Here is a 24,877-nt window from a genome sequence, read left to right on the forward strand (position 1 = left end):
ATCTCCCGTTATCTCCCGTTATCTCCCGTTATCTCCCGTTATCTCCCGTTATCTCCCGTTATCTCCCGTTATCTCCCGTTATCTCCCGTTATCTCCCGGAACCAACCCACCAACCCACCAACCCACCAACCCACCAACCCACCAACCCACCAACCCACCAACCCACCAACCCACCAACCCACCAACCCACCAACCCACCAACCCACCAACCCACCAACCCATCGACCCATCGACCCATCAGCCCACCTCTTCCTTTGCGACCCTTCGCGCCCTTTCGCGACTTCGCGGTGAATCCCGGAAGCAGCGCCACATCCCCATCTCTTCCACTGATCACCCGCCACGTCTCCCCCTTCCCCGAAAACTGCCCCCCTTTCACATTCCCAAAGACTCGGCTTGCAGTTCGCACGATACTGTTCATAAAAATCGCCGATGACGCTGGAAGAGGAATGGAATCTGGAATCGGTGATGGCCACCGGGCACCTGGATTTCCGCGAATCCCGCAATCCGGATCTGGCCGGTGAGGCCCGGGCGACGCTCGGTCTCATGCAGGACCTAGCCAAGGCACCTGAAGTGCTTTTCCCGAAATTGACCGAATTCGTCCTCAACTGCACCATGGCGGACTCCGCCGGTGTCAGCCTGCTCGTCGAGGAAGAAGGGAAATTCGTCTGGCCCGCCGTCACCGGAGGACTCGCCCCCTACATCGGCGGCGGAACCCCGATGAACTTCGGCCCCTGCGGCACGGTGCTGGACCTCGACGGGCCGGTCCTTTTCATCCGTCCCGAGAGGCATTTCACCTACCTGAAGCCCATCGAGCCGCCCTTGGAAGAAGTGCTGCTCGTCCCGTTCCACATGGATGGCAAGGCCGTCGGCACCGTCTGGGCGGTGATCCACGAGCCGGGCAAACAGTTCGAGTCCGAGGACCGCCGGCTTCTCCAGAACCTCAGCGCCTTCGCCGCCAGCGCCTACCGCATGCTGACGGAAAGCGGCGGACTCGCCACCCTGCTGGGAAACCTGCCTCCGCCGCCCCCTGTGCGGCCCATGACGAATGTGGACGGCAAGTTCCGGTTTCTGGACAAGTGAGGGACCGGGCCGGGGATGCGCACCCTACCCGTCAACCTACTGATAAAATTTCGTGCAAATGGGAAAAGTTTCCCGCTAGATTCCCCCCAACCCGTTCGTTTTACAACCATGCCTCGCGTCACGATCACCGTTCCTGAGAAAAATGCCCAGCCATACCGTTTCCAACTCGACCGCGAGGTGGTTTCCCTGGGCCGTGGCGCGGAGAACGACATCGCCATCGACTCCGGTTCCGTCTCCGTGAACCACGCCGAAATGCGCCGCATCAAGGGCGGCTACGAACTCGTCGACGTCGGCTCCACCAACGGCATCAAGCTGGACGGCCACCGCTACGAGACCATCCCCCTCAGCAACGACGCCTCCATCACCATCGGGGACGTGGCGTTCGGTTTCCTTCTCACCGACGAGGAGCTTGCCGTTCTCGCCCGGGAAAGCTCCTCCCTTCCGCCCATCCCGCGCGAGGAGGAAGTCAACCTGCCCTCCAAGCCGAAGCCAAAAGCCCCCGCCTACCAACCCCAGAAAGCCCGCAGCGGCAGTGGTGGCGGTGCCATGTTCATCTTCTTCCTTCTCGCCCTCGCCGCCTTCTTCGCCGGCATGATGGTCCGCTACCAGAAGGAAACCGGCGGCGGCAACCTCATCGAAGCCATCCAGGTCCACCACGCCGCGAAACCCGGCGCGGCACCCGCAACACCTGCGCCAGCACCCGCTCCGGCCACACCTGCGGCACCTGCACCTGCGGCACCCGCAGCACCTGCGCCAGCACCCGCTCCTGTCGAACCAGCTCCCGCAGCACCCGCAGCGGAAGCCCCCGCACCGGAAGCACCGGCCCCCGCTCCAGCACCGGAGAACTGAGGATTTTCAGCACCCACGGTGCTTTCAAGGAGGGGCGATACGTGATCGCCCTCTTCCGGGGTGCATACCATTTCGCACTGTTGGTGCCTGGAGGGGCGATACGTGATCGTCCTCTTCCGGGGTGTGATGAGGATGCAATCCCGCGCGGGTTGAAACCATGCCGCGCCATCATCAGGAATCAGCGTGCCCCATCATGGTCTGACACCGCCGCATCATGGCCTGACACCGCCGCATCATGGACTGACACCGCCGCATCATGGCCTGACACCGCGGCATCTTCAACGCGTCGGCGCATCATTGCCCGACGGCCGCGCATCTTCAGCACCAAAGGTGCGGAATGAGAAAGCCCATGGCAACGCCATGGGAAGAGGACCCCGAAGCAACCGGAGTCCTGAAGGGACGGCACCTCTGGCGCGTCACTCCACCCTTGATTTCGTCCCTACAGGACTCCGGTAAATGGTGGCGGCATGCCCCGGGGTTGCGCTTCGCTCACCCCGGGCTGTCACATTCCGCACCTTTGGTGCTCAAGAGCTCCACCCTCTTCTCTTTCCATCAACCACCAACACCCAACCCTCAACTTCTTCTCCACCCCTCTTCCCTTCCTCGATCATCGCTCCCCCTCATCTCTCATCGATCCTCCTTCTTCCTCTTTCCATCAACCATCAACACCCAACTCTCAACCTCTTCCCTTCCCCGATCATCGATCACACTCATCCATCATCGATCATCCCCGTCTCAATGATTGAAAATGAACTCCTTCGAATTCAGCAGCGCCCAGAAGACATCCTCCAGCACCTCCTTCCGGCCGCCGGGTTCCTTTTCCTCCTCCACGGCGGCGGTGAGTTTTTCCATCTCCATGTCCACCGGCGGGCGGCTGAGCACGGTGAGGTAGAGCGTGGTGATGATCTCCTGCGGCGTCTTCTTCTCGTTGAGCATCGTCTCCACCAGCTTCCCCTGGCGGATGCGCTGCTGGGTGGTGTCGCCATTGAGCAGGTGCAGGGCCTGGGAGAGGTTCGGCTCCATCTTCACCTCGCATGAACAAACCGTGGCCCGCGTCGCCCGGCCGAAGGTCGTCAGGAAATAGTTCGATGTGTTCCCGTCCGCGATCTGCACCGCCCGCGCTCCCAGCGGCAGGCCCTTGAACTTGTTCGGCGTGGCGGTGACCTGCGAGATGCAGTCCAGCAGCACCTCCGCCCGCACCCGGCGGACCATCGCGTGCGAGAAATTCCGGTTGTCCGTGACGTTCGTCTCGTTCGTCTGGGTCGAGAGCTGGTAGGTCCGCGAGGTGCAGATGTCGCGCACCAGCTTCTTGAAGTCATAGTTGTAGGAAACGAACTTCTCCGCCAGCGCGTCCAGCAGCTCCGGGTTTGAAGGCGGGTTCGAAACGCGCACGTCGTCCACCGGATCGACGATGCCGACGCCGTTGAAATGCGCCCACACGATGTTCACCACGTTTTTCGCGAACCACGGGTTCTCCGGCGACGCCAGCCACCCCGCCACCGACTCGCGGCGCGACTGGTCCTTGAGCTCCGGCTTCGGCCCGCCGAGGAACTTCGGCGTCATGTTCTGCTTGGTCACCGGGTTCTGGATCTCCCCGCCCTCGTCGTAGATCACCCGCTCGCGCGGATCCTCGGCGGGCTTGCGCTTCACCTGCGCGAAGAACGAGGCGAAGCTGTAGTAATCATCCATCGTCCAGCGGTCGAAGGGGTGGTTGTGGCACTGCGCGCACTGGATGCGCGTGCCCATGAAGACCTGCGCCACGTTTTCCGTCAGCTTCAGCACGTCCCGCTCGATCTGGAAAAAATTCGTCGCCGGGCTGGAGAACGTGCCGCCCTCCGCCGAGAGCAGCTCCTTCACCAGCACGTTGAACGGCACGTTCCCGGCGATGCGTTCCCGCAGCCACTGGTAATACCCCAGCGCCGCCTTGTAGGAAACCTGCTGGTCGCCGTTGTTGAAGGTGCGGATCTGCATCAGCTCCGCCCACTTCATCACCCACATCTCGGTGAATTCCTTGCGGCCCAGCAGCTCGTCCACCAGCAGCCCGCGCTTTTCAGGGCGGGTGTCAGCGAGGAACTTCTCCCGCTCCGCCACCGTCGGCGGCACGCCCGCGATGTCGAGGAACACCCGGCGCAGGAACGACTCGTCATCCGCCAGTCCGGACGGCACGATGCGCAGCTTGTTGAGCTTCTCCGCCACCAGCGAGTCGATGTAGTTCGCCGCCGGGAATTCCGGCCGCGTGTACTTCAGATCCGCCGGCACCACGATGGCCTGCGATCCCTCGGTGAAGGTGTGGAAACGCGCCAGCAGGAACGCCTCGCCACGGTTCTTCGAGGCCGCGATCCCCTCCCGCGCGCCGATCGATACCGAGTTGTCGTTCGACGTCGAGAACGTGGAAAGCGTCGTCACATCCCGGTCCGTGCCGTCCGAGTAGGTCGCCCGGACGGAAAAAGGAATCCGCACGTCCTGCCCGGTGAGCACCACCTGCTTCGGCCGCACCTCGATGCCGGTGGGCTGTGGGATCTCCCCGGCGTCGTACTCCGCCCCGTCGCGGATCCAGTCCACCAGCGTCTTGTAAAAGGCGCTGTCCTTCTTGATCAGGTTCCCCCCCGTGTGGGGCACCGCGCCGCTGGCCTTCGTCACCAGCAGCGACTCCTCCGGCACCGCCAGATTGATCCGCCGCCCGGCCATCTCGTTGGTCAGGCGGAAATGGTCGCCCTTGGGATCGAACCCATACAGCGAAAGGTGGAAGCCATCCTGCCCGCGCGCCGACCCGTGGCACGAGCCGGTGCTGCACCCGGCGGCGGTCAGCACCGGCATCACGTCGAGCTGGAAAGAAACCGGCCGCGGCTTCTCCGCGTCCTTCACCGTCACCGGCACCTCCGCCGCCAGCCCCCGGTAGTCGATGCGCAGCGACGTGGTGCCGTCCTTCTTCGGCGTGAGCGCGGTGCCCACCAGGTCCGCCAGCGTGGTATCGCCGAGCGTCAGCTTCGACTGCGCGGTGACATCGTGCGTCGAGGCGTCCTTCATTCGGGCGATCACGATCACCCGGTGGAAATCCGCCGCGGTCTCCAGCGTCACGTTTTTCGGAAACGCCTCGATGGACACGATCTCCGGATCCGGCGGCGCGTCCCAGCGTGGCAGCGCCGTCTTCGCCCTCGGCGCCATCACCTCGCCCACCGGCCACGGCACGCCCGCGGAGATCCATTTCTCCAGCGCGCCGATCTCCTCCGCGGTGAGCGGCGGGCCGCTTTTTTTCGGCGGCATGTGCTCGTCGTCCTCCGGCGCGAGCCTCACCCGCTTCAGCAGCGGAGACTCGTCCGGGCTGCCCGGTTTCACGGAAAATCCCCCTTCGCCGCCCTTCAGCATCGCTTCGGAGTTCGTCAGGACCAGCCCTCCCTTCGCCTTGTCCTCGGTATGGCATTCCAGGCAGCGGGTCTCCAGGACCGTGCGCGCCGCGTCGAAATCCGGCTCGCTCCCATAAGCCGCCGCCAGACTGGGCAAGCTCATCAAAAGGATCCACAATCGGCGCATCCGGGAGATACGCGGTGGCAAATGGGATCATTGCAGTGTTTTTCCCGGCGTGGAAAAATTGCGATTTCGTGAGATTGGCGGGTTGACAAGCCGCCTCCGGTGCCTAGAGTGCGCGCCCCGAGCCGGACCATGGTCGTCACGCGCCCGGCCCACGAACCTTTATTTTAGGCACACGCCATGAGCAAACGCACCTATCAGCCATCCAAGCGCACTCGGAAATCCCAATTCGGCTTCCGGGCCCGCATGGCCACCAAAGCTGGCCGCGACATCCTTCGCCGCCGTCGCCAAAAAGGCCGCAAGCGCCTCGTTCCGAAGGGCGTTGAAATCCAATACAGCCGTCACACGACGCAGCACAACTGAGGCCCCGCCTCGGTTCCGTCCCGGGAATCCACAGCATTCCTGCCATGCGACTCCCGCGGACGTGCAGCATGAACCAACGCGACGAGTTCGCGAAGGTAAAGAAAACCGGTCAGGCCAAGCCTGGTCGGTTTGTCATTTTAAGCACATTGGAGGATACCGCGCTGGACAACATCCGCACCGGCTTCATCACCACCCGCCGCAGCGGAAAAGCCCACGACCGGGTGCTCCTCCGCCGCCGCTTCCGCGCCCTCGTCCAGGCCCACGCCCCGGGCTTCTCGGAAATCCGCCGCTACCTCGTCACCATCGCCCGTCCCGGCGCGGCGCAGGCCACCTTCGCCGAACTCGAGGAAGACTGGCTCCGCCAGGCGAGGCGGCTCGGCCTCTTCCCCCGCTCCGACAAACAACCGTGATCACGCGTTTCCTCAGCTTCGTGATCCGTTTCCTGATCCGTTTCTACCAACGGATCCTCAATCCGATGCTCAAGGCGGTCTCCGGTCCCGGCATGGGCTGCCGCTACGAACCCACCTGCTCGAACTATTTCCTCCAGGCCGTGGAACTCCACGGCCCGTTCCTCGGCTCGTGGTATGGAATTTGTCGGATTTTCCGCTGTCATCCATGGGGGGGCTGCGGTTATGACCCCGTCCCGTCACCCCGAAACGCGGAAAACACCAAACACTCCTGCTCCAGCCACGGCGCCAGCCAATGCTCCGGCCACGGCCCCAGCCCCGGCCACGGCGGGACGCACACTCACTAAACTTTCCACCACGCCTCCATGTACGATCGAAAAACTTGGGTAGCCCTCATCCTCTGCGGCGGCCTCGTCGCCGCGAACCTCTACTACAGTAGCCAGAATTCAGCCGAACAAGCCCGCAAGGAAGCCATCGCCAAGGCCCTCGCCCCACCGGCACCCGGCCCGAACGACATCATCACCACCGACGCCGGCCTCAGCGTCGAGACCCCGCCGCCACCGACCGAGGAGGAGAACATCATCCTCGAGAACGACGAGGTCGTCTTCACCCTCACCAACATCGGCGGCGGCATCAAGCACGCCGAGTTCAAGAACCAGAAGAAGGTCGGCAGCAAGACCGAGCTCGTCCGCATCAACAACAACGCCGCCGGTCCCATCGGCGGGCTCGCCGGTGCCGGTGAGATCCTTGAAAACATCCCCTTCGCCTACAAGGAGGAGGAATCCGAAAAAGGCAGAAAGGCCGTCTACATCGCCAAGCTGCCCTCCGGCCTCATCGCCAAGAAAACCTTCTCCCTCATCGAGCCGGAGACCGACCCGAAGGATCCTTCCAAAAAGATCGTCAAGCCCGGCGCCCCCTACCTGCTGAACTACCAGCTCAACCTCGAGAACCGCGCGGCGAACGCCGTCAACCTCAACCAGTGGAGCATCTTCCTCGGCGAGGCCGCCCCGCTCTACCAATCCGAGACGCCCGACCAGACCGGCTTCTTCTGGCACACCGATGGTGACATGCACTTCAAGGCAGGCACCGGCTTCAAGGGCGGCATGCTGTGGGGTGCGGCTCAATCCATCATCAAGAGCGACAGCACCTCGCCCGTGGAATACGCCGGGGTGACCGACCAGTTCTTCACCACCGTCATCCGTCCCAAGGAACCCGCCGTCGCCAACGTCTGGGGCAAGCCCGGCGAGATCCGGCTCACCACCGACGCCAAGGCCCTCACCACCGTCCGCGGCGGCCTTCCGCTCCCCTCCGCCACCCTGGCACCCACCGAGCAGAAGACGCTCGACTACCTCATCTTCGTCGGACCCAAGCACAACCGCATGCTCCGCCAGATGGACAGCCACGCCGCATGGGGCACCGGCTGGGGCGACGTCATGCAATACGGCTGGTTCGGCATCGTCTCCCGCACGCTGAACTTCGTCCTCAACACCTTCCACGGCTGGATCGACGGCATCGCGAAAAACTGGTCATGGGGCCTCGCCGTCATCCTCCTCACCATCGCCGTCCGCATCGTCATCTGGCCGCTCCACGCCAAGTCCACCCACACCATGAAAAAGATGGCCAAGCTCCAGCCGGAGATGGCCAAGATCAAGGAGAAGTACCCGGATGATCCGAACAAGGTCAACACCGAGACCATGGGCCTCTACCGGAAATACGGCATCAACCCGCTCGGCGGCTGCCTCCCCATGTTCCTCCAGATCCCGATCTTCTTCGGCTTCTTCAAGATGCTGCAATACGCCGTGGAACTCCGCGGCCAGGGCTTCCTCTGGGTGCCGGACCTTTCCCAGCCGGACACGCTCCTGCACATCAGCTTCCTTGGAAACATCCCGCTCAACATCCTGCCGATCGTCATGGCGATCACCAGCTTCCTGCAGATCAAGATGACGCCCAAGACCGGGGACGCCACCCAGCAGAAGATCATGCTCTTCATGCCCTTCATGTTCTTCTTCTTCTGCTACAACTTCGCCTCCGCCCTCGCCCTCTACTGGACCACGCAGAACATCTTCTCCATCGGCCAGACATGGCTCATGAACAAGGTCCCCGAGCCCGAGCTCAAGGTCCGCACCAGCGGCGACAAGAAATCCTTCGTCCAGCGCATGGCCGAAAAACAAGCCGAGATGCAGAAAGCCCAGAAAGCCGGCGGAGGCGGCAACATGCGCGACGTCACCCCGGCCGACAGCAAGAAAAAGCCACGTCCGCCCCGCACCGGCGGCTGATCGCGCCCGGCGGATCCGCGGTGGATCGTGGCGGTGGTTTCCAACCGCCATGCCCGCTCCGCCGCCCGGACCACACGCGAACCTCTCACCACCCCGGCCCATGGGAAGCCCCACGCTTCCCATGGGTTTTTTTCGTCCACCCACCGGGAGCGCGGAATTCATTCCGCGCGAACCGCCGCAGTCCCCGGAATCAATCGAAACGCCCGGATCGCGGAGGCAGATGCGGAGAAATAGGAAGCACGGAAGCAAGCGGGACGCCATGCATCCGGGTCCGAGGCTCCAATGACTCCATGGCTCCATGGCTCCATGGCTCCATGACTCCATGACTCCATGACTCCATGACTCCATGACTCCATGACTCCATGACTCCATGACTCCATGACTCCATGACTCCATGACTCCATGACTCCAATGACTCCAATGGCTCCAATGGCTCCAATGGCTCCATGGCGCGCCATCGAACATCCCGAAATCTTCAGCACCAAAGGTGCGGAATGTGACAGCCCGGGGTGAGCGAAGCGCAACCCCGGGTCATGGACCGATCTATTTCCAAGTCCTGAAGGGACGACATCAAGGGCGGTGCGGCGCGCCAAGGATGCCGTCCCTACAGGACTCCATGTGCTTCATGGTCCATTCCCAGGGCGCTGCCCTGGGCTCTCTCATCGCGCACCTTTGGTGCTGAAGAGGGCGATCACGTATCGCCCCTCCATGCTTTTACGAGACGCTGGGTGCCGCCGATTCCCAAGACGAGGTTTTGCGGTGAGTGATGGAATTTGGAATTTGGAATTTGGAATTTGGTATTTGGTATTTGGTATTTGGTATTTGGTATGACCGCTTGGCGCCGCGAAATCTTCAGCACCAAAGGTGCGGAATGTGAAAGCCCATGGCAACGCCATGGGAAGAGATTCCGAAGCAACCGGAGTCCTGAAAGGACGACATCCCTGATGCGCCGGCACGCCTTGGATTTCGTCCTTATAGGACTTGGAAATACGATGTGCCATCCACCCGGGGTTGCGCTGCGCTTACCCTGGGCTGTCCCATTCCGCACCTTTGGTGCTGAAGATGACGCAGCCTCAGGCCATGCCCCCATGCCTCAGCGGGAAACGCCACCGCGCACGGGTTTTTCCTATCCTCCGCAATAGGTCCCATAGGTCCTATGGGACCCATGCTTGCAAAACCGAAAAACCCCGAACACCTCCCGCCCTCCGAAGATCTATCGTCCTCCCGTCTTCTCTTCCCCGATCATCGCTCACACTCATCTCTCATCGATCCCTCCCCCTACACCCAGTATTCATAAACCGCCGCGCCCGCGGCGAAGACGGAGCGGGATTTCCCTTCCAGCGCCTGGGACCGTTTTTCCTGGAAAAGCTCGGCGTCCTCCGTGGTGTCGAAGGTATAGCACAGCCCGGCGCAATCCTTCGTCACCGTGCATTCGCGGAAGCCTTTGGTATTTTCGTTGAGAGCCGTTGCGATTTCCGCAGCGAGAAGAAGAACTTCCATGATAGAGGGGGAGGAAACAGAAAACGGAGGGTTTGAATGGGGGGAATCCGGAAGAGGGTCGGGTTCCCTTCCTTCGCTGGACGCGGAAGGAGGTTGAGGTGTTTTTTCGGAATGGCAAAAAGAATCTTTCATAACATGTTGGTTTTTATAAATTGGCGCATTTTGCAATGCAACGGGCGGCCGGATTTGCCATGGCGGGCGGTTCATCGGTGGGGCGGCTTCCAACCAAGCATGCCGCTCGTCCGGATTCCCGCCTGCCATGGCATTTCACAAACCACATCAGGTGGCGTTTCGTCAGATGATGTCCCCGGGGGGAGCACCACGGGAACGACCACAATGAGCAGTGCACGACGTTGCTTCCATGTGGGGTTTCCGGGGTGGGTTTCCCTCGGGCGGCGGATCCCCGCCCTCGGGAAAGGTCTGCCGCTTTCGGCGGCGGTGGATCAACGGCGGCGGCGCAGGCAGGTCAGCGCGCCGAGGACTGAGAGGAGTGCGGCACCCGGCTCCGGGATCATCGTCACGTTCGTGCCGTTCACGCTGGCGATCACCTTTCCGGGATATGGCTTGCCGACCTCCTGCGGGTAGCTTCCCCAGGGCAGCACACGGTCCGTGTGGTTGTCGTTCTCGAAGCCGCTCGTGCCGAGGTTGGAGAAGACGATCTTGTTCCAGGTCGTCCCGCCGGCACCGAAGAAATTGATGAAGGCGTATGACTCCGCCGCGTTCTGGTTGAGATACTTCGTCACCGGGCTGCCCTTGTATTCCGGCGAGCCGGCCAGGGCGTTCAGCAGCGTGGAGGTGGTGAACTGCGCCGTCAGGGTGCTGCCGTTGTAGAAGGACAACACGTTGTTCGCGTCACCGGCGGACCACCAGAAGCCGAAGTAGGCGTGCGGTTCGTTGAAGGTGAGGGTGGTGGTGGGCACCCAGCGCGCGCCGATGGCGGAGTAGTTGGATCCGTTCGGATTCCCCGCGCCACCGTACTGGTCCGCGCCCTTGATCCAGAGCTGGTCGTAGGTGCCGATCGTGTTCCCGCCGGAGGTCCAGGCGACGTTGCTGCGTTTTCCCGCCGCGAGGCCGTTGAAGTCGAAGACCGTCGTGTTCGAGAGCTTCGAGTTGAAATCGTTCGAATCCTCCGCGTAGGAGACGACGAGCGCGCCGTGGGAAGCGGCGGAGAGGAATCCGGAGAGGGTGAGCAGGATAAGGAGTTTCATGGCGTTTGTCAGGGGCAGGTGGCGGTTGATTCGCACCACGACTCCTTTTTAGCAGGCCGGATGAAGCCCCACACTTACGCCTTCGGGGCAAGGGCACCTACCTGATCAGGGCAAGGGCACCTACTCCATCGGGTACACCCCTCCCCCATGATCACGGGATGAAAACGGCCCCGGAGGAGGGGAAAAGACGTGTTTTCACCGGGAAAAACAGGCATCCAAGCCATTCCAGGAACCGTTCCAACAAGATCACATCTCCTCCATGGTGAAAGGCTTACATCCACAAAAAACCGTCAAATCTGACAACCCCGCGACCTGCGGGTGACGGCACCGCCATCCGCTTTTTCCATGTCATGGATCGGAATCGTCACCACCCATCCTTAGCTTTTCCGCGACTCTTCCGTATCTTGTCGGCCAGTATCCGGTCATCAGTCTGGAATGATCCTTGCCGGTGTCTGACAGCATTCTCCGATCCACCCCCGCTTTCCGCCCAGGCACCCTTGAAGTTCCGGTTCCCACCGTTCTCCGACTGCCGCCGATCCAGATCTAACAAATATTGAAATGAAACGTTTGTCGCTTGCACTCCTCCTCGCCCTTTCGCTCCCCATCGGTGCCTCCGCGGCAGACATGGACTCCGTGGTGAAGGAAATCATGTCGGACCCGGCGGTCCGCGGAATCGCTCCCGCCAGCCGTCCCGCCTACATGGCGAAACAGATCCGCAAGGCCTATCAGGGAGATGACGCACGGATCGTCCGCGAGGCGCTCTCCTACACGGCGGATGGAGATTACGATGCCGACCAGATGCTCCAGATGTTCTGGAACGAGCTGGACATCGGCCGGAAGTCGAGACCGCTGCTGATCGGCGGGCTCGTCGCCCCGGAAACCCCTTCCGCCCGGGACCGGGCCTGGCACCTGCTCGAACTGGGTGACCGCAAACCGAAAGCCGATGAACCGGGAAGTTTCACCACGGATCTTTCCGGCCACTCCGGCTGGATCACCGATGTGGAAAGCATGCCGCAGGAATACCTGCTTTACCTTTTCAAGCAGGACGGGACGCGGACATGGGAGCTGCTCGGTGGAAACAGTGCCGATGTTCCGGCGCTTGGAAAACTCGCGGGGATCATCAGCGCCAGCAGTTCCAGCCTGGAGAAAGGCAAGGTGTGGCGCGATGAAATCAAGCCGGCGCTGCGGAATGGAGAGGCCGTCACCAACTCCAGGGACGCCGCCTACCTCGCGTGGTTCCTCGGCATGATCTACGGCTCGGATGAAAAGGCGCGGAAAAACAATCCGGAGATCGCCGCGGTGATCGACCGCACGATCCCCGGACTCGGCGGAGCGCTGATGAAGGGCGTCATGGGCGGAGTCGATGACGTGAGAAAGACCCCGCCCGCCGTGGCGACGGCATGGATGGCCCGCGTGAACGCGAAGTAAACGAAGGGCGGATCCCAGGACACCTCGTTCCGCCCCACCGCGGGCAAACGCGGAGCAACGGCTGGAAAAGAACCCGCTTCCATGAGGGAGCGGGTCACGGAAAACCGCACCCAGCCCCCTCACGGAGTGCGGCGGGAAGCTCCGGCTTCATGCGGCAACAGCCGATCTAACAGATTCTAACAGAATTAGTCGAACCTGCCGGAGCCCTGCTGCAAATTTACAGCATGTCATGTCCAACATGGCACCGTCATCGGTTTGATCGGGACCGGACATATGGGTTCAGTGATCCCCTCCTCATGAAAAACAAGATCGCCCTCGTCCTCCCCGCCCTCGCACTTCTCACCGCCACCCGGTCCCACGCCACGACCGTCGCCCTGACGCCGGGCACCTACACGGAGAACTTCAACTCCATCGTGGTGGCAAGCATGGAACCCGCCACCGGCTGGGGCCTGTACATGAGCCCCACCGCCACCGAGATGGGCTCCCTCACCCCCTTGGGCCGCAAGCGCACCTGGGACAACGGGAACGGCCAGTTCAAGGATGTCTCCTCCGCGAACATCCCCGCCAACAGCGACGCCAACGCCCAGAATGCCAACACGGATCGCGCCCTCGCCATGCGGCAGGTCTCGAACGGCGGCTTCGATCCGGGAATGGCCTTCGCCTTCAACTTCTCCTCCACCTCCCTGATGGTGACCAACTTTTCCATCCAGATGCTCATGCTCGAGGAGCAGTCGAGGTCCACGGATCTCGTCATCCAGTATGCCCTCGGCAGCTCCCCCGCCTCGTTCACCACCCTTGGCACCTGGTCGGACCCCGGCGTGTTCGGAATCACCCCCCTCACCTTCGACCGCTCTGATTTCGGCAGCCAGCTCGACGGCCAGTCTCAGGTCTGGCTGCGCATCGCCGCCCTCACCCCCTCCACCGGAACCGGCAGCGGCTACGACATGATCGCCATCGACAACTTTTCGCTGAACACCGCCGCGGTGCCGGAACCATCCGCCGCGCTGCTCGGCGCCCTCGGAGTCCTCGGCCTGCTCCGCCGCCGCCGCTGAACCGCCGCCGCATCCTTTCCCTTCACTTGAAAAACATGTTTCCCATGATCAAATCCCGCCCCTTGCCCGTCCTCCTTCTGATCCTGCTCCCCGCCGCGGCAGGCGCGGAGACGCTCGTCCAGTACGACTCCGTCAATGAAGACTACCAGCTCCGTCTCCAGGCCTCCGACTGGGCCGACGGGATCAACACGCCGAGCCTCTTCCAGTTCAGCCCGTCCGTGACCCGGCTCGGTGGCAAGACCGTTCTCTCCAGCGTCGGATGGGATACCACCATCAATCCGGCCAAATACATGGGATTCACACTCTCCGCAAAACCGGGATACCGTCTGTGCGTCGACGTGTTGAGAAACTTCACCACCGGCGGCGGCAGGCAGACCGCCAACGCGATGAGTTCGTTCGTCTGGGCCTACCGGATCGATGACAACAACGACGGCGTCTTCGAGAAGGACTGGACCTTTGGAAAGACCTACCTTCCTTCCGACGGTGAGGAGTTTTTCAAGGAAGGCGGCACCGCGATGAAAAACTGGTACCTCCCGAACAACGTCTCTACCAAGGGGACCATCCAGTTCGGGGTTTTCGGCACGACGGCGAATGCCGGGGGAACGCTGCACGCGTTCTCAGGCACCCTGAGGCTCGAAGGTGCCTCCGTCCCCATCGGGACGCTGGGAGCGATGCGCTTCGAGGGCAGCCACGACATTGCTGTTTCCGAGGCCTCCGCGGTGGCCTGGAGCCGGGATACCGACACCCTCTTCTCGATCGGAGACGAGGGCTTGGAAATGACGGAGCTCAGCAAGACCGGCGTAAAGCTCGGTTTCATGCCGTTCGAGCAGTCCGGAAAACGGGAAACCCGCGCCCTGGATGATCCGGAAGGCCTCTGCTGGCTCGGCGGAAACCGGTTCGTCATCGCCGACGAGCGCAGGAACCTCGCGGTGGTGGTCAACTACGACCCCGCCACCAAGCCGGACCTCGCCCAGGTCACGCCCACCAGCTATCCCTTCGGCCCCTACGACAGCAACACCGGCCTGGAAGGCGTCACTTATGACCCGATCAACGACTCGCTGTGGGGTGTCCGCGAAAGCGGCCCGGTGGAAATCTACGAGATGCCCGGCTTCACCCCGGTGAGCCAGGGCGGCCCCGTGGCGGTGAACCAACCGCTGGAAACCCGGAGAATCGCCCGCAGTGGCGTGGACCAGCTTTCCGATATCTATGCGATGGCGCTGAGCCGCCGCTTTCCGGAGGGAAATCCCCGCCACTCGAACTTCCTGATGCTGGCGAGGGGACGGCAACGGGTGATCGAAGTCGACCGCCAGGGCCGGGTCGTCGGCTCGCTGGACCTCCGCTTCCTGGGAAGGCTCACGACCGAAGGCATGACCATGGACGACGCCGGCAATCTCTACCTCGTCTCCGAACAGGTCCCCGGCTCGTTCAATGCCCAGCTCCACGTGTTCTCGCCCGCGGCGGCCGAACCCGTATGGCCGGCGACGCAGGTCCGGAACTATGGGTTCTTGAAGGACGCGCTGGTGAAGGCCGGAGCGGTTCCCGAACTCGCCTTCCAAAACGCGGACCTCAATACGGCGCTCGACGCGGTCGCGGCGGACGGCAAGGCCGACGTGCTGGCACATCCCGGCCTCTACGATCTCTACACCGAGGACAGCATCCAGGACCTCCGTGGAACCGGCGTGCTGCTCAAGGTGGGGGAAGACGGAGTGAACCTCAGGCTCCCCATCCAGCGTTCCACCACCCTCGGAGAAGGGTCCTGGGAAGACGCGGGAGAAATGGAAACCACCCTGCCAAAACAAGGCGACAAGGCATTCTATCGCCTGACCCTTCCGCAATAAGCCACCGATCCCCGACCCAAACGGATCATCTTCAAAAGCCCGCAACGCGAGTTGCGGGCTTTTATTATATATTTATATATTATAGCGAATCGCGGGCTTTTATTATATATTCCACGCAAAAGATCGTGTCCGGCCCTTGCGGTGTCCGGAGTTCGCGCTTTAGCGGACCGCTCCAGCGTGCTCTTCCGAATTGTAATCCGGACTTCGTGAAAGAGCGGAGGTCTGTGAACATGCTGTGGCTAGTGAAAGAGCTGGAATCTCGTGAAAGAACTCGAGTCTCGTGAAAGAGCAAGCTGAAGCTTGAACTCCGGACGGTGTTCCGGCGGATCATCGGTGCACCGTTTCATCAACGATTTTTGGCAGTCGGCATAACAGGCCGGACATGGAGGGGCGATACGTAATCGCCTTCTTCAGCACCAAGGGTGCGGAATGCGACAGCCCAGGGTAAGCGCAGCGCAACCCTGGGTGGATGGCACAGCGGATTTCCAAGTCCTGTAAGGACGAAATCCAGGGCGCGCCGACGCACCAGGGATCCCGTCCTTTCAGGACTCCGGTTGCTTCGGGATCCTCTTCCCATGGCGTTGCCATGGGCTTTCACATTCCGCACCTTTGGTGCTGAAGATGGAGCGCGGTCAGGCGGTCAGGCGGTCAGGCGGTCATACCCGGTCATACCCGGTCATACCCGGTCATACCCGGTCATACCCGGTCATACCCGGTCATACCGCATATCTCCAAATACCACCACTCACCCCAAAACCTCGTCCTGGGAATCGGCGGCGGTTTCCAAACGGCGCAGGAAGAGGGCCCTGCTTTCGTCCCGCCCGTGGAAGGCGATGCTGAATCCCTGTGGGTAAACGTGGGGTGGATAACAAGGTGAATTCACGAGGACAACGGCCGACTGCCGGTCATCCGCCAACAGCATGATGACGACGTGGCCACCTTCCTCGGCGGGTTCGCGATGAACAAGCCCGAGAACCCAGGGCAAATGGCGCGGCCCCGATGTCACCGGCGTGACCGACCGCAATTCCCACCATGCTCCGTCATGACAAAGAAGTTGCACGAGATGGCTGGGAGTCGCTTCCAGATGGGCTCCCAGCGCCTCGTATAACACGTGGCTGGCGGGCCGCGTCTGTCCCGCCCATGCCGGCCGGGTGACGGAAAGCCCGTCAAGCTGGGCCGTCAGATAACCACTATCCCGATCGAGTGCGTATAATATCGAAACATCCCCCAGTTGGCTGAGATCGTAGCCCTCATCCGCGATGACCACCGACCCGACCCAATTCCGGATCGACGCCGCCTCAGGAGTCTCATCCGGGGGATTCCGCATGGGATTCGGAGACAACCGGATCAATGCTTGCCCTTTTGGTCCGCGTCACCGTGGCCGGCGTCTTCGGCCTGTTTGCCATGTGCGGCGGCGTCACCATGGGCGGCATCACCGTGCGTTGCTTCGCCGTGAGCGGCCTCGCCATGCGCTGCTTCTCCGTGCGCGTCCCCATGGGCCGCCTCGCCGTGGCCGTGGCCACCGGAGCCGTGGTGTTGATGAAGCTGCTTGGTGCCGTCCGGACCCTCGAAATCATGGCGTTCGCAGGAAACGGCAAAAACGGAAGCGGTCACGAGTAGCATGGAAAGAGATTTCATCGCGCCGCTTCAATAGCCACTCGCCGCCGAAACGCAACCCTCAAGCGGTCGGAAATTCACGCCCGCCGCAGCCAGTCCGCCACCGCGCGGGCCGCGCGTTCGTGCGCGCCCCTGCCACCCAGCGCGGCGGAGGTCTCCGCGAGGCGGGCCTGGAGGGTGGTCCGCCGCTCCGGGGATTCCAGGAACGCCTGCAACGACCGCGAGACCGCCACGGGCTCGGCCTTTCCCTGGATGAGCTCCTCGATGACGCCCTTCCCGGCCAGGATGTTCACCAGTCCGATGAACTCGATCTTCACCAGCAGCCTTGCCAGGACATACGTCAGCGGCGCGGTCCGGTAGACCAGCACATACGGCAGCCCGTAGTAACCGGCCTCCAGCGTGGCCGTCCCGCTGGCGATGACCGCGCAGCACGCCCGCTGCATCAGCGAGTGGCTCCCCCCCGAGGTCACGCGGATCAGGTCCGCCGCCCCGGCCTCCGCCATCTGGCCGCGGATCTGCTCCGCCAGCTTCGCGGTCGCCGCGGGCACTTCGAATTCCAGCGCGGGATTCCACGATTTCAGCCGTTTCGCGGACTCGATCATCATCGGGAACAACCGCGCGATCTCCCGCTCCCGGCTGCCCGGGAAAAGTCCCACCAGCCGCCCGTCCCGCGCCACGCCCGGCAGGCGTTTTTCCTCCAGCTCGTCCACCAGCGGATTTCCGACGAAGGACGCTTTCAGTCCGGCTTTTTCAAAGATCGGCGGTTCGAAAGGGAAAAGGCACAGCACCTCGTCCAGCAGCCGCGCCATCACCGGGATGCGGCGTTTGTTCCACGCCCACACCTTCGGGCTGATGTAGTAGACGATCCGCGTGGCCGGGCACTCGCGCCTCACCGCCTCCGCGAAACGCAGGTTGAATCCCGGGTAGTCGATGAGCAGCAGCACGTTGGGTTGGAATTTTTTCAAATCCGCCAGCATCTCCGCGAAGCGTTCCTTGAACCAGCCGTAGCGTTTCAACACCTCCCAGACGCCCATCACCGCCGCGTCCTCCACCCAGTCCCGCAATCCGCCGCCCGCGACCTCCGCCATTTCCGGCCCGCCGGCACCGTGGATCTCCACGCCCGGCACCATCTCCCGCAGCGACCGCAGCAGGCCCGCGCCATGGGCATCCCCGCTCAATTCCCCCGCGACCACGTAAACCCGTTCTGCCATGCGGCGCGAGGCTCCCGCCCCGGCGGTGAAAAATCCAGCCAATTCCCCGCAACCCGCCCGCAGGCAAGGAAATCCGCCAACTTGCAGACTTCCGCATTGATTTCGACGCCGCTGCCGCTTTGATCGGGGTCCCGCAGCCCTGCAAATTTTCAACCATGTCCGCTGACCCCAAAGAAACCGCCGTCCCGCTTGCCGAAATTTCCCAAGGGCCGAATGCCTTCGAAGCGTTTCTCGACAGGAATCAGAAGGGCCTCGTCGCCTTCGCCGCAGCCCTCGCCCTCGGTGCCGCCGGGGTGGTCGTCTACCGCGGCATCGCCCAAGGCACGCGGGAAGCCGCGGGTGCCGCCCTCGTCAAGGCGGAGAGCTCCGCCGCCTATCAGGCGGTGGCGGACGGCCATGCGGACACCTCCGCCGCCGGCAGCGCCCTCGTCCTCCTCGCGAACCAGCAATGGATCGTGAACGAGAAGGACAACTCCGTCGCCACCCTCCAGAAATTCATTTCCACCTACCCGGAGCATCCCGCCATCTACTCCGCCAAGGCGAACCTCGGCTCCAAGCTGATGGCCTTGGGCAAAACCGGGGATGCCACCAAGATTCTTGAAGAACTCGTCTCCACCCCGGAGGCCAAGTACATCGCCCCCTTCGCCCTCGTCTCCCTCGGAGACATCGCGAAAACCGGCGGAGACCTCGCCAAGGCCGAGGAATCCTACAAGAAGGTGCAGTCCGACTACCCGGACAGCCCCTTCTCCCAGACCGCCAGCCAGCGCCTCCTCGTCCTCAAGGCCAAGTCCCCCTTGGAAATCGAGCCGCCTCCGGCTCCCCCCGCCCCTCCCGCACCCGGTGGTGCCGGAGCGCCCCCTTCCCTGACTCCCGCACCGACCTCCGTCGTGCCGAGCCTGGAAGTCCCCGTGGAACCCCCGGTCCAGGCGCCGGTGGAAGAACCCGCCGCCCCGAAGCCGTAAGACAGCAATCGATTTGACATCCCACTAACTCCAACCACTCTTTACCACCGTGTTTAAAAAAGTAATCGGCCACGACAACAGCGAAGCCCAGCGCTCCGCCCCACCCCTTCCGGAAACCAGCCACCCGGCCCCCGTCTCCGCACCCGCGCCCGCCCCGTCCTACGGCGCGCCGCAGCAGCCCGCCGCCTCCGCAGCGGCCCGCCCCGCCACCGCAGGCACCACCCGCAACGTCCTTTCCACCGACGTGGAGATCAAAGGCACCGTGAAATTCACCAACGATCTCGTCGTGGACGGCAAGATCGAGGGTGAGATCCAGTCGGACGGAAACCTCACCGTCGGCGAGAACGCCCGCATCAAGGCCGAGATCAAGACCGCCACCGTCATCGTCTACGGCAAGGTCCATGGCAACCTCACCGCCACCGACCGCATCGAACTCAAGGCCAGCGCCGAAGTCGTCGGCGACATCAAGGCCAAGACCCTCTCCATCGAGGCAGGTGCCATCTTCGTCGGAAAATCCACCGTTGGCACCCCTGCCAACCTCCCGGCGGCCGCTCCCGCAAAGGCGGCCACTCCGGAAGCTCCGAAACAAGGTGATCTCACCGGTACTGGTGTTTGATCCGCCGCAGGCTCTTCCCCCAAACCTCCGCCCGCTCCCGCCATGGCCGATGAGCCGCTGCGCCATCGCATCGAGGTGACCTGCCCGGAATGCGGGCAGTCCCAGATCGAGCCCGCGCTCGTGGTCTCCACACAGTGCCGGGCCTGCCGCGCGAACTTCCAGGTCCGCGAAGGCAAGGGTGTGGTCAGGAACCGCCCCATCACCCGCCTCGCCAAACCACGGCGGGACTCCGACCCCGAGCCGGAAATCCCGCCCGCCCGCAAGGCATCCCCCTTCGTCCTCCGCAGCCCGCAGCCGCCCGCCCGCTCGCTCCTCAAGCGGCTCTTCAGCCCCACCAAACCGCCGCGGGCCGTCACCTGCTTCGGCTGTGGCAACCACTACACCGCCAGCGCCGAGGCCCAGTCCAGCCAGTGCCCCAAGTGCAGCGGCTACGTCAGCCTCCAGGACTACGAGATCACCGAACCGTGGAACCGCCGCATCCAGACCGGGGGCGACGTGACCATCACCAAGACCGGCGCCGTATCCGGCGTCACCCTCCGCTGCCACAACCTCCTCGTCCTCGGCGAGCTCGCCGGCTCCGTGGAATGCACCGGAGACCTCACCATCCGCAGCCATGGCAAGATCATCGGCCGCGTGCACTGCCGGAACCTCCGCGTCGAAAAAGGCGCGCGTGTCGAATTCCTCCACCCCGTCACCGCCGTCACCGCCTACATCGACGGCCACGTCCGCGGCCAGATCTCCTGCACCGGCTCCGTCACCCTCCAGAAACGCGCCCACCTCCAGGGCCTCGTCCGCACCAGCTCCCTCATCGTCAAACCGGGAGCCAAGCACACCGGGTCCATCGAAATGGTCACCTCCAATATTTAAGCTCTGAATTTTAAGCATTAAATTCTAAACGAAGAGATCGGCAAACAAGCGTCGATTTCCTCTTCTGTTTTGGAATTTCATGCTTAAGATTTAAAATTTTCCCCAACATGCTCGCCGCACTCGATCTCAAGGAAGAAATCCTGGCCCTCAAGAAAGCCCGGAACGCCGTCATCCTCGCCCACAACTACCAGACCGGTGACATCCAGGACGTCGCCGACTACGTGGGCGACTCGCTCGGCCTCGCCTACCACGCCAAGGCCACCGACGCCGACGTCATCGTCTTCTGCGGCGTCCACTTCATGGCGGAGACCGCGAAAATCGTGAACCCCGGGAAAATCGTCGTCCTCCCGGACGCCGACGCCGGTTGCTCGCTTGAGCAATCCTGCCCCGCCCCCCAGCTCGAGGCCTTCCTCAAGGCGAACGCGGAAAAGAACTACTACGTCATCGCCTACATCAACTGCTCCGGCGGCGTGAAAGCCCTCTGCGACGTCATCTGCACCTCCGGAAACGCGGTGAAGATCGTCAACCAGGCCCCCGCCGACCGCCCCATCCTCTTCGTCCCGGACGAAAACCTCGGCGCATGGGTCATCGAGCAGACCGGCCGCAAGATGGACCTTTGGAAAGGCAACTGCTACGTCCACGTCGAGTTCACCCGCGACTCCATCAACCGCATCAAGGCCGAGTTCCCCGACGCTCTCGTCGTCGCCCACCCCGAGTGCCCGCAGGCCGTCCGCCTCCTCGCCGACGAAGTGTGCTCCACCGAGAAAATGATCACCTTCTGCAAGAACGCCCCGGTAAAGGACATCATCGTCGTCACCGAGAGCGGCATGCTCCACCGCCTCCGCAAGGAGTGCCCGGACAAGAACCTCATCCCCGGCCCCACCGACCGCTGCGCCTGCGCCGATTGCCGCTACATGAAGATGAACACCATGCAGAAACTCCGCGACTGCCTGGACACCCTCCAGCCCCGCGTCGAAATGGAGGAATCCCTCCGCGCCCGCGCCGAGGTCCCGCTGCTGAGAATGCTCGAACAGTCCAAGTAACCGCGCCGGGATCCCGCTGCCGAGAATGCTCAGCAGTCCAAGTAACCGCGCCGAAGCTCCGCTGCCGAGAATGCTCAAGCAGTCCAAGTAACTGCGCCGGGATCCCGCTACCGAGAATGCTGGAGCGGTCGAAATAACCGCGCCGGGAGATCCGGTCCCGCGCCGCGGCATCTTCAGCACCAAGCATCTTCAGCACCAAAGGTGCGCAATGAGAGAGCCCAGGGCAGCGCCCTGGGAATTGGACCACGCAGCACATGGAGTCCTGCAGGGACGGCATCCCTGGCACGCCGCACCACCCTTGATTTCGTCCCTTCAGGACTTGAGAAATGAGGCGGTCCATGACCCGGGGTTGCGCTTCGCTCACCCCGGGCTGTCACATTCCGCACCTTTGGTGCTCAAGAGTTCCACATCTTCCTTATCTCCTCACCTCGAAACCGATCCCAACAAATCGGAGGATGAGCCTCCGCACCTCCGCACCTCCGCACCTCCGCACCTCCGCACCTCCGCACCTCCGCACCTCCGCACCTCCGCATCTCCGCACCATGACTAGTCACCGCCTCATCATGTCCTCTCCCGGCATCTTCAGCACCAAAGGTGCGCGATGAGAGAGCCCAGGGCAACGCCCTGGGAATGGACCACGCAGCACATGGAGTCCTGAAAGGACGGCATCCCTGGCGCACCGCAGAACCCTTGATTTCGTCCCTTCAGGACTTGGGAAATGAGCGGTCCATGACCCGGGGTTGCGCTTCGCTCACCCCGGGCTGTCACATTCCGCACCTTTGGTGCTCAAGAGTTCCACATCTTCCTCTTCCGCATCTTCCTCTTCTCTTACAATCAACTCTCAACCCTCAACCCTCAACCCTCAACCCTCAACCCTCAACCCTCAACCCTCAACCCTCAACCCTCAACCCTCAACCCTCAACCCTCAACTTCTTCCCCGCTTCCTCCGCATTTCAATTTCTCTCCCGTCTTCTTTTCCTCGATCATCGCTCACACTCATCTCTCATCGATCCTCCCCTCTTCCTTTCCCCGATCACCGCTCACACTCATCTTTCATCGATCACTCCCCGCCCTTGCAGGATCGCCCGACTCTGTGTTTCCCTTCCTCCCGGCCCGACGGATGCCGGATCCAGAATCTCAGATTTCAAATTTTTCCCATGTTCTACCTCACCACCGCCATCGACTACACCAACGGTTCGCCCCACATCGGCCATGCCTATGAAAAGGTCCTCACCGACGTGATCGCCCGCTACCGCCGCCTGCGCGGGGACGAGGTCTATTTCCTCACCGGCGTGGACCAGCACGGCCAGAAAGTCCAGCAGACGGCGGAAAAAGAGGGTGTCTCCCCAGAGGAATTCGTCAAACGCGTCACCGGCAATTTCTCCTCCCTGTGGAAAAAGCTCGATGTGAACTACGACGGCTGGGCGGAAACCACCGACGACCGCCACAAGGCATGCGTCCGCGCCATCCTCACCGAGCTCAAGAACCAGGGCCAGCTCTACAAGAAATCCCACTCCGGGTTCTACTCGGTGCGCCAGGAACAATTCCTCCAGGAACGCGACCGGGACGAGAACGGCAACTTCGGCCCCGAGTGGGGTGAGATCGTCAACTACGAAGAGGAAAACTGGTATTTCAAACTCAGCGACCACACCGACTGGCTGAAGAATTTCCTCGAAACCACCGACGGGATCATCGTCCCCGGCTTCCGGAAATCCGAACTGCTCAACGCGCTTGAGAAAAACTCCGGCATCGACCTGTGCATCTCCCGCCCCAAGGAGCGCCTGCGCTGGGGCATCGAGTTCCCCTTCGATGAAAACTTCGTCACCTACGTCTGGTTCGACGCGCTCATCAACTACATCTCCTTCGCCGGCTACAAGGCGGAGGCGGGTGCGGACCTGCCGGATTTTGCGAAACTCTGGCCCGCCGACAGCCGCCCGGTGCACGTCATCGGCAAGGACATCCTCATCCCCGCGCACGGCGTCTACTGGTTCTGCATGCTGCACGCCATGGGCTTCACCGACGCACAGATGCCGAAGCTCCTCGTCCACGGATTCTGGAACGGCCTCGGCGGCGACAAGATGTCGAAATCGCTCGGCAACATCGTCGACCCGGACGAACTCTCGGAAAAATTCGGCGTGGAGGCGATCCGCTACTACCTCGTCCGCGACATCGTGACCGGCCGGGACTCGAACTTCGATGTCGAGCGGCTCGTGATGCTCTACAACACGGAACTCGCCAACGAGTTCGGAAACCTCTGCAACCGTGCCCTGAACATGAGCCAGCGCTTCACCGGCGGCGTGCTCCAGAACACCGGGGAACTCACGGAGGACGACCTCGCGGTGCAAAAGTCGCTCACCGAATCCATCGCCGCGTATCAGGCGGCCATGGACGAGTTCGACATTTCCAAGGGACTCGAAGCCCTCAACCGCCACGTCGTCCACTGCAACCAGTACGCCGAGCGCACCAAGCCGTGGGAGCTGAACAAGAACCCGGAAAACAAGGAGCGCGTCGCCACCATCCTCTACCACTTCGCGGAGAGCGTCGCGCAGATCGCCGTGCTCATCTCCCCGATCCTGCCCGGGGTCACCGCCAAGCTCGCGGAACAGCTCGAGCTCCCGAGCCTGACGACACTCACCCTCGCCGATCTCCACTGGGGCCTGCTTCCCGGCGGCCACACCATCGGCAAGCCGAAGCCCGCGTTTCCGAGGATCGTCCTGGAAGAAGCGAAATAAGACGACATTCCGCAAAATACCGTGGCCGCCGGGCGGACGGATCGTGGCAGCGGTGCAACCCTCGGGTGCCACCGCCAGGTTATACCGCCAGGTTCGACCGCCAAGCCACCTTCCTTCTCCCCTGGCGGCCCTTTTGTTTCACGACACTCCGCGCATCGCCGCATCCCGACCGCAAAAAGACCCGATCCCCCGTCCAAAAAACGGCCATTTTTTTCGCCAATCCGGGTTGTGGAGACGTCCCCATGCGGCTAATATGCGGATGGATTTGATCAACCGCTTTGAGATTGATCAAAACACCGA

20 protein-coding genes are annotated in these 24,877 nt (G+C 62.6%); 15 read left to right on the plus strand and 5 right to left on the minus strand.

Features of this window, described 5'->3' with window-relative positions:
• Nucleotides 1-429 precede the first annotated feature (429 nt).
• Nucleotides 430-1,080, plus strand: coding sequence for a GAF domain-containing protein (locus tag JIN84_RS09270; RefSeq protein ID WP_200350769.1), 651 nt, complete (start codon nt 430-432; stop codon nt 1,078-1,080).
• Nucleotides 1,081-1,188: 108 nt separating this feature from the next.
• Complete coding sequence (locus JIN84_RS09275) at nt 1,189-1,929, plus strand: FHA domain-containing protein (protein ID WP_200350770.1); 741 nt, start codon at nt 1,189-1,191, stop codon at nt 1,927-1,929.
• A gap of 735 nt (nt 1,930-2,664) precedes the next feature.
• Here the strand turns inward: JIN84_RS09275 and JIN84_RS09280 are convergent.
• Complete coding sequence (locus JIN84_RS09280; protein ID WP_200350771.1) at nt 2,665-5,436, minus strand: PSD1 and planctomycete cytochrome C domain-containing protein; 2,772 nt, start codon at nt 5,434-5,436, stop codon at nt 2,665-2,667.
• 201 nt (nt 5,437-5,637) lie between these two features.
• Between JIN84_RS09280 and rpmH the strand changes: the two genes are divergently transcribed.
• From rpmH to yidC, 4 genes are read left to right on the plus strand one after another with little or no spacing between them, the layout of a single operon-like run.
• Nucleotides 5,638-5,820: a 50S ribosomal protein L34 gene (gene rpmH, locus JIN84_RS09285; protein WP_200350772.1), complete on the plus strand. Its 183-nt coding sequence runs from the start codon at nt 5,638-5,640 to the stop codon at nt 5,818-5,820.
• Between the two features lie 44 nt (nt 5,821-5,864).
• Nucleotides 5,865-6,230 carry a ribonuclease P protein component gene (gene rnpA / locus JIN84_RS09290; protein ID WP_267908210.1) on the plus strand — a complete coding sequence of 122 codons (366 nt, stop codon included), beginning with the start codon at nt 5,865-5,867 and terminating at the stop codon, nt 6,228-6,230.
• The gene (yidD, locus tag JIN84_RS09295; protein WP_325099580.1) at nt 6,227-6,574 is read left to right on the plus strand and encodes a membrane protein insertion efficiency factor YidD; all 348 of its coding nucleotides are present in this window, start codon (nt 6,227-6,229) and stop codon (nt 6,572-6,574) included. Before rnpA ends, yidD begins: the two co-directional genes overlap by 4 nt.
• An 18-nt stretch (nt 6,575-6,592) precedes the next feature.
• On the plus strand, nt 6,593-8,503 hold the full coding sequence (yidC, locus tag JIN84_RS09300) for a membrane protein insertase YidC (protein ID WP_200350774.1): 1,911 nt from the start codon (nt 6,593-6,595) through the stop codon (nt 8,501-8,503).
• Between the two features lie 1,278 nt (nt 8,504-9,781).
• On the opposite strand, the gene JIN84_RS09305 is transcribed toward yidC, so the two are convergent.
• Entirely contained in the window at nt 9,782-10,003 is a 222-nt protein-coding gene (locus JIN84_RS09305) for a hypothetical protein (RefSeq protein WP_200350775.1), read from the minus strand.
• A 443-nt stretch (nt 10,004-10,446) separates the two neighbouring features.
• On the minus strand, nt 10,447-11,211 hold the full coding sequence (locus tag JIN84_RS09310; RefSeq protein ID WP_200350776.1) for an Npun_F0296 family exosortase-dependent surface protein: 765 nt from the start codon (nt 11,209-11,211) through the stop codon (nt 10,447-10,449).
• 558 nt (nt 11,212-11,769) lie between these two features.
• On the opposite strand from JIN84_RS09310, the gene JIN84_RS09315 reads away from it, so the two are divergent.
• The 3 genes from JIN84_RS09315 to JIN84_RS09325 all read left to right on the plus strand — a co-directional run bounded on the left by JIN84_RS09315 (nt 11,770) and on the right by JIN84_RS09325 (nt 15,529).
• Complete coding sequence (locus JIN84_RS09315) at nt 11,770-12,639, plus strand: hypothetical protein (RefSeq protein WP_200350777.1); 870 nt, start codon at nt 11,770-11,772, stop codon at nt 12,637-12,639.
• Nucleotides 12,640-12,935: 296 nt separating this feature from the next.
• The gene (locus JIN84_RS09320) at nt 12,936-13,691 is read left to right on the plus strand and encodes a PEP-CTERM sorting domain-containing protein (RefSeq protein ID WP_200350778.1); all 756 of its coding nucleotides are present in this window, start codon (nt 12,936-12,938) and stop codon (nt 13,689-13,691) included.
• Nucleotides 13,692-13,735: 44 nt separating this feature from the next.
• On the plus strand, nt 13,736-15,529 hold the full coding sequence (locus JIN84_RS09325) for an SdiA-regulated domain-containing protein (RefSeq protein WP_200350779.1): 1,794 nt from the start codon (nt 13,736-13,738) through the stop codon (nt 15,527-15,529).
• Nucleotides 15,530-16,274: 745 nt separating this feature from the next.
• Here JIN84_RS09325 and JIN84_RS09330 read toward each other — a convergent pair.
• Nucleotides 16,275-16,856 (minus strand): hypothetical protein, encoded by a 582-nt coding sequence (locus JIN84_RS09330; RefSeq protein WP_200350780.1) that lies wholly within the window; start codon nt 16,854-16,856, stop codon nt 16,275-16,277.
• Between the two features lie 23 nt (nt 16,857-16,879).
• Here JIN84_RS09330 and JIN84_RS09335 point away from each other — a divergent pair, with 23 nt between their 5' ends.
• On the plus strand, nt 16,880-17,149 hold the full coding sequence (locus JIN84_RS09335) for a hypothetical protein (RefSeq protein WP_200350781.1): 270 nt from the start codon (nt 16,880-16,882) through the stop codon (nt 17,147-17,149).
• 74 nt (nt 17,150-17,223) lie between these two features.
• Here the strand turns inward: JIN84_RS09335 and lpxB are convergent, their stop codons facing one another.
• Nucleotides 17,224-18,357 carry a lipid-A-disaccharide synthase gene (gene lpxB, locus JIN84_RS09340; protein ID WP_200350782.1) on the minus strand — a complete coding sequence of 378 codons (1,134 nt, stop codon included), beginning with the start codon at nt 18,355-18,357 and terminating at the stop codon, nt 17,224-17,226.
• Between the two features lie 155 nt (nt 18,358-18,512).
• Here lpxB and JIN84_RS09345 point away from each other — a divergent pair, with 155 nt between their 5' ends.
• From JIN84_RS09345 to metG, 5 genes are all read left to right on the plus strand, one after another.
• Nucleotides 18,513-19,319 (plus strand): tetratricopeptide repeat protein, encoded by an 807-nt coding sequence (locus JIN84_RS09345; RefSeq protein WP_200350783.1) that lies wholly within the window; start codon nt 18,513-18,515, stop codon nt 19,317-19,319.
• Between the two features lie 49 nt (nt 19,320-19,368).
• Entirely contained in the window at nt 19,369-19,935 is a 567-nt protein-coding gene (locus JIN84_RS09350) for a bactofilin family protein (protein WP_325099581.1), read from the plus strand.
• A 42-nt stretch (nt 19,936-19,977) separates the two neighbouring features.
• The gene (locus tag JIN84_RS09355) at nt 19,978-20,802 is read left to right on the plus strand and encodes a bactofilin family protein (RefSeq protein ID WP_200350784.1); all 825 of its coding nucleotides are present in this window, start codon (nt 19,978-19,980) and stop codon (nt 20,800-20,802) included.
• Between the two features lie 107 nt (nt 20,803-20,909).
• Nucleotides 20,910-21,845, plus strand: a complete 936-nt coding sequence (nadA, locus tag JIN84_RS09360) for a quinolinate synthase NadA (protein ID WP_200350785.1) — start codon at nt 20,910-20,912, stop codon at nt 21,843-21,845.
• A 1,157-nt stretch (nt 21,846-23,002) separates the two neighbouring features.
• Entirely contained in the window at nt 23,003-24,577 is a 1,575-nt protein-coding gene (metG, locus tag JIN84_RS09365; RefSeq protein ID WP_200350786.1) for a methionine--tRNA ligase, read from the plus strand.
• The last annotated feature ends 300 nt before the right edge of the window (nt 24,578-24,877 follow it).

This window comes from Luteolibacter yonseiensis (assembly GCF_016595465.1).
In the GTDB taxonomy this organism is placed as follows: domain Bacteria; phylum Verrucomicrobiota; class Verrucomicrobiia; order Verrucomicrobiales; family Akkermansiaceae; genus Luteolibacter; species Luteolibacter yonseiensis.

Excerpts from the sequence above, each read along its gene's own strand:
- JIN84_RS09270 (WP_200350769.1), top strand. The coding sequence starts at position 430 with ATGACGCTGGAAGAGGAATGGAATCTGGAATCGGTGATGGCCACCGGG.
- JIN84_RS09275 (WP_200350770.1), top strand. The coding sequence starts at position 1,189 with ATGCCTCGCGTCACGATCACCGTTCCTGAGAAAAATGCCCAGCCATAC.
- JIN84_RS09280 (WP_200350771.1), bottom strand. The coding sequence starts at position 5,436 with ATGAGCTTGCCCAGTCTGGCGGCGGCTTATGGGAGCGAGCCGGATTTC.
- rpmH (WP_200350772.1), top strand. The coding sequence starts at position 5,638 with ATGAGCAAACGCACCTATCAGCCATCCAAGCGCACTCGGAAATCCCAA.
- rnpA (WP_267908210.1), top strand. The coding sequence starts at position 5,865 with ATGCGACTCCCGCGGACGTGCAGCATGAACCAACGCGACGAGTTCGCG.
- yidC (WP_200350774.1), top strand. The coding sequence starts at position 6,593 with ATGTACGATCGAAAAACTTGGGTAGCCCTCATCCTCTGCGGCGGCCTC.
- JIN84_RS09305 (WP_200350775.1), bottom strand. The coding sequence starts at position 10,003 with ATGGAAGTTCTTCTTCTCGCTGCGGAAATCGCAACGGCTCTCAACGAA.
- JIN84_RS09310 (WP_200350776.1), bottom strand. The coding sequence starts at position 11,211 with ATGAAACTCCTTATCCTGCTCACCCTCTCCGGATTCCTCTCCGCCGCT.
- JIN84_RS09315 (WP_200350777.1), top strand. The coding sequence starts at position 11,770 with ATGAAACGTTTGTCGCTTGCACTCCTCCTCGCCCTTTCGCTCCCCATC.
- JIN84_RS09320 (WP_200350778.1), top strand. The coding sequence starts at position 12,936 with ATGAAAAACAAGATCGCCCTCGTCCTCCCCGCCCTCGCACTTCTCACC.
- JIN84_RS09325 (WP_200350779.1), top strand. The coding sequence starts at position 13,736 with ATGATCAAATCCCGCCCCTTGCCCGTCCTCCTTCTGATCCTGCTCCCC.
- JIN84_RS09330 (WP_200350780.1), bottom strand. The coding sequence starts at position 16,856 with ATGCGGAATCCCCCGGATGAGACTCCTGAGGCGGCGTCGATCCGGAAT.
- JIN84_RS09335 (WP_200350781.1), top strand. The coding sequence starts at position 16,880 with ATGCTTGCCCTTTTGGTCCGCGTCACCGTGGCCGGCGTCTTCGGCCTG.
- lpxB (WP_200350782.1), bottom strand. The coding sequence starts at position 18,357 with ATGGCAGAACGGGTTTACGTGGTCGCGGGGGAATTGAGCGGGGATGCC.
- JIN84_RS09345 (WP_200350783.1), top strand. The coding sequence starts at position 18,513 with ATGTCCGCTGACCCCAAAGAAACCGCCGTCCCGCTTGCCGAAATTTCC.
- JIN84_RS09355 (WP_200350784.1), top strand. The coding sequence starts at position 19,978 with ATGGCCGATGAGCCGCTGCGCCATCGCATCGAGGTGACCTGCCCGGAA.
- nadA (WP_200350785.1), top strand. The coding sequence starts at position 20,910 with ATGCTCGCCGCACTCGATCTCAAGGAAGAAATCCTGGCCCTCAAGAAA.
- metG (WP_200350786.1), top strand. The coding sequence starts at position 23,003 with ATGTTCTACCTCACCACCGCCATCGACTACACCAACGGTTCGCCCCAC.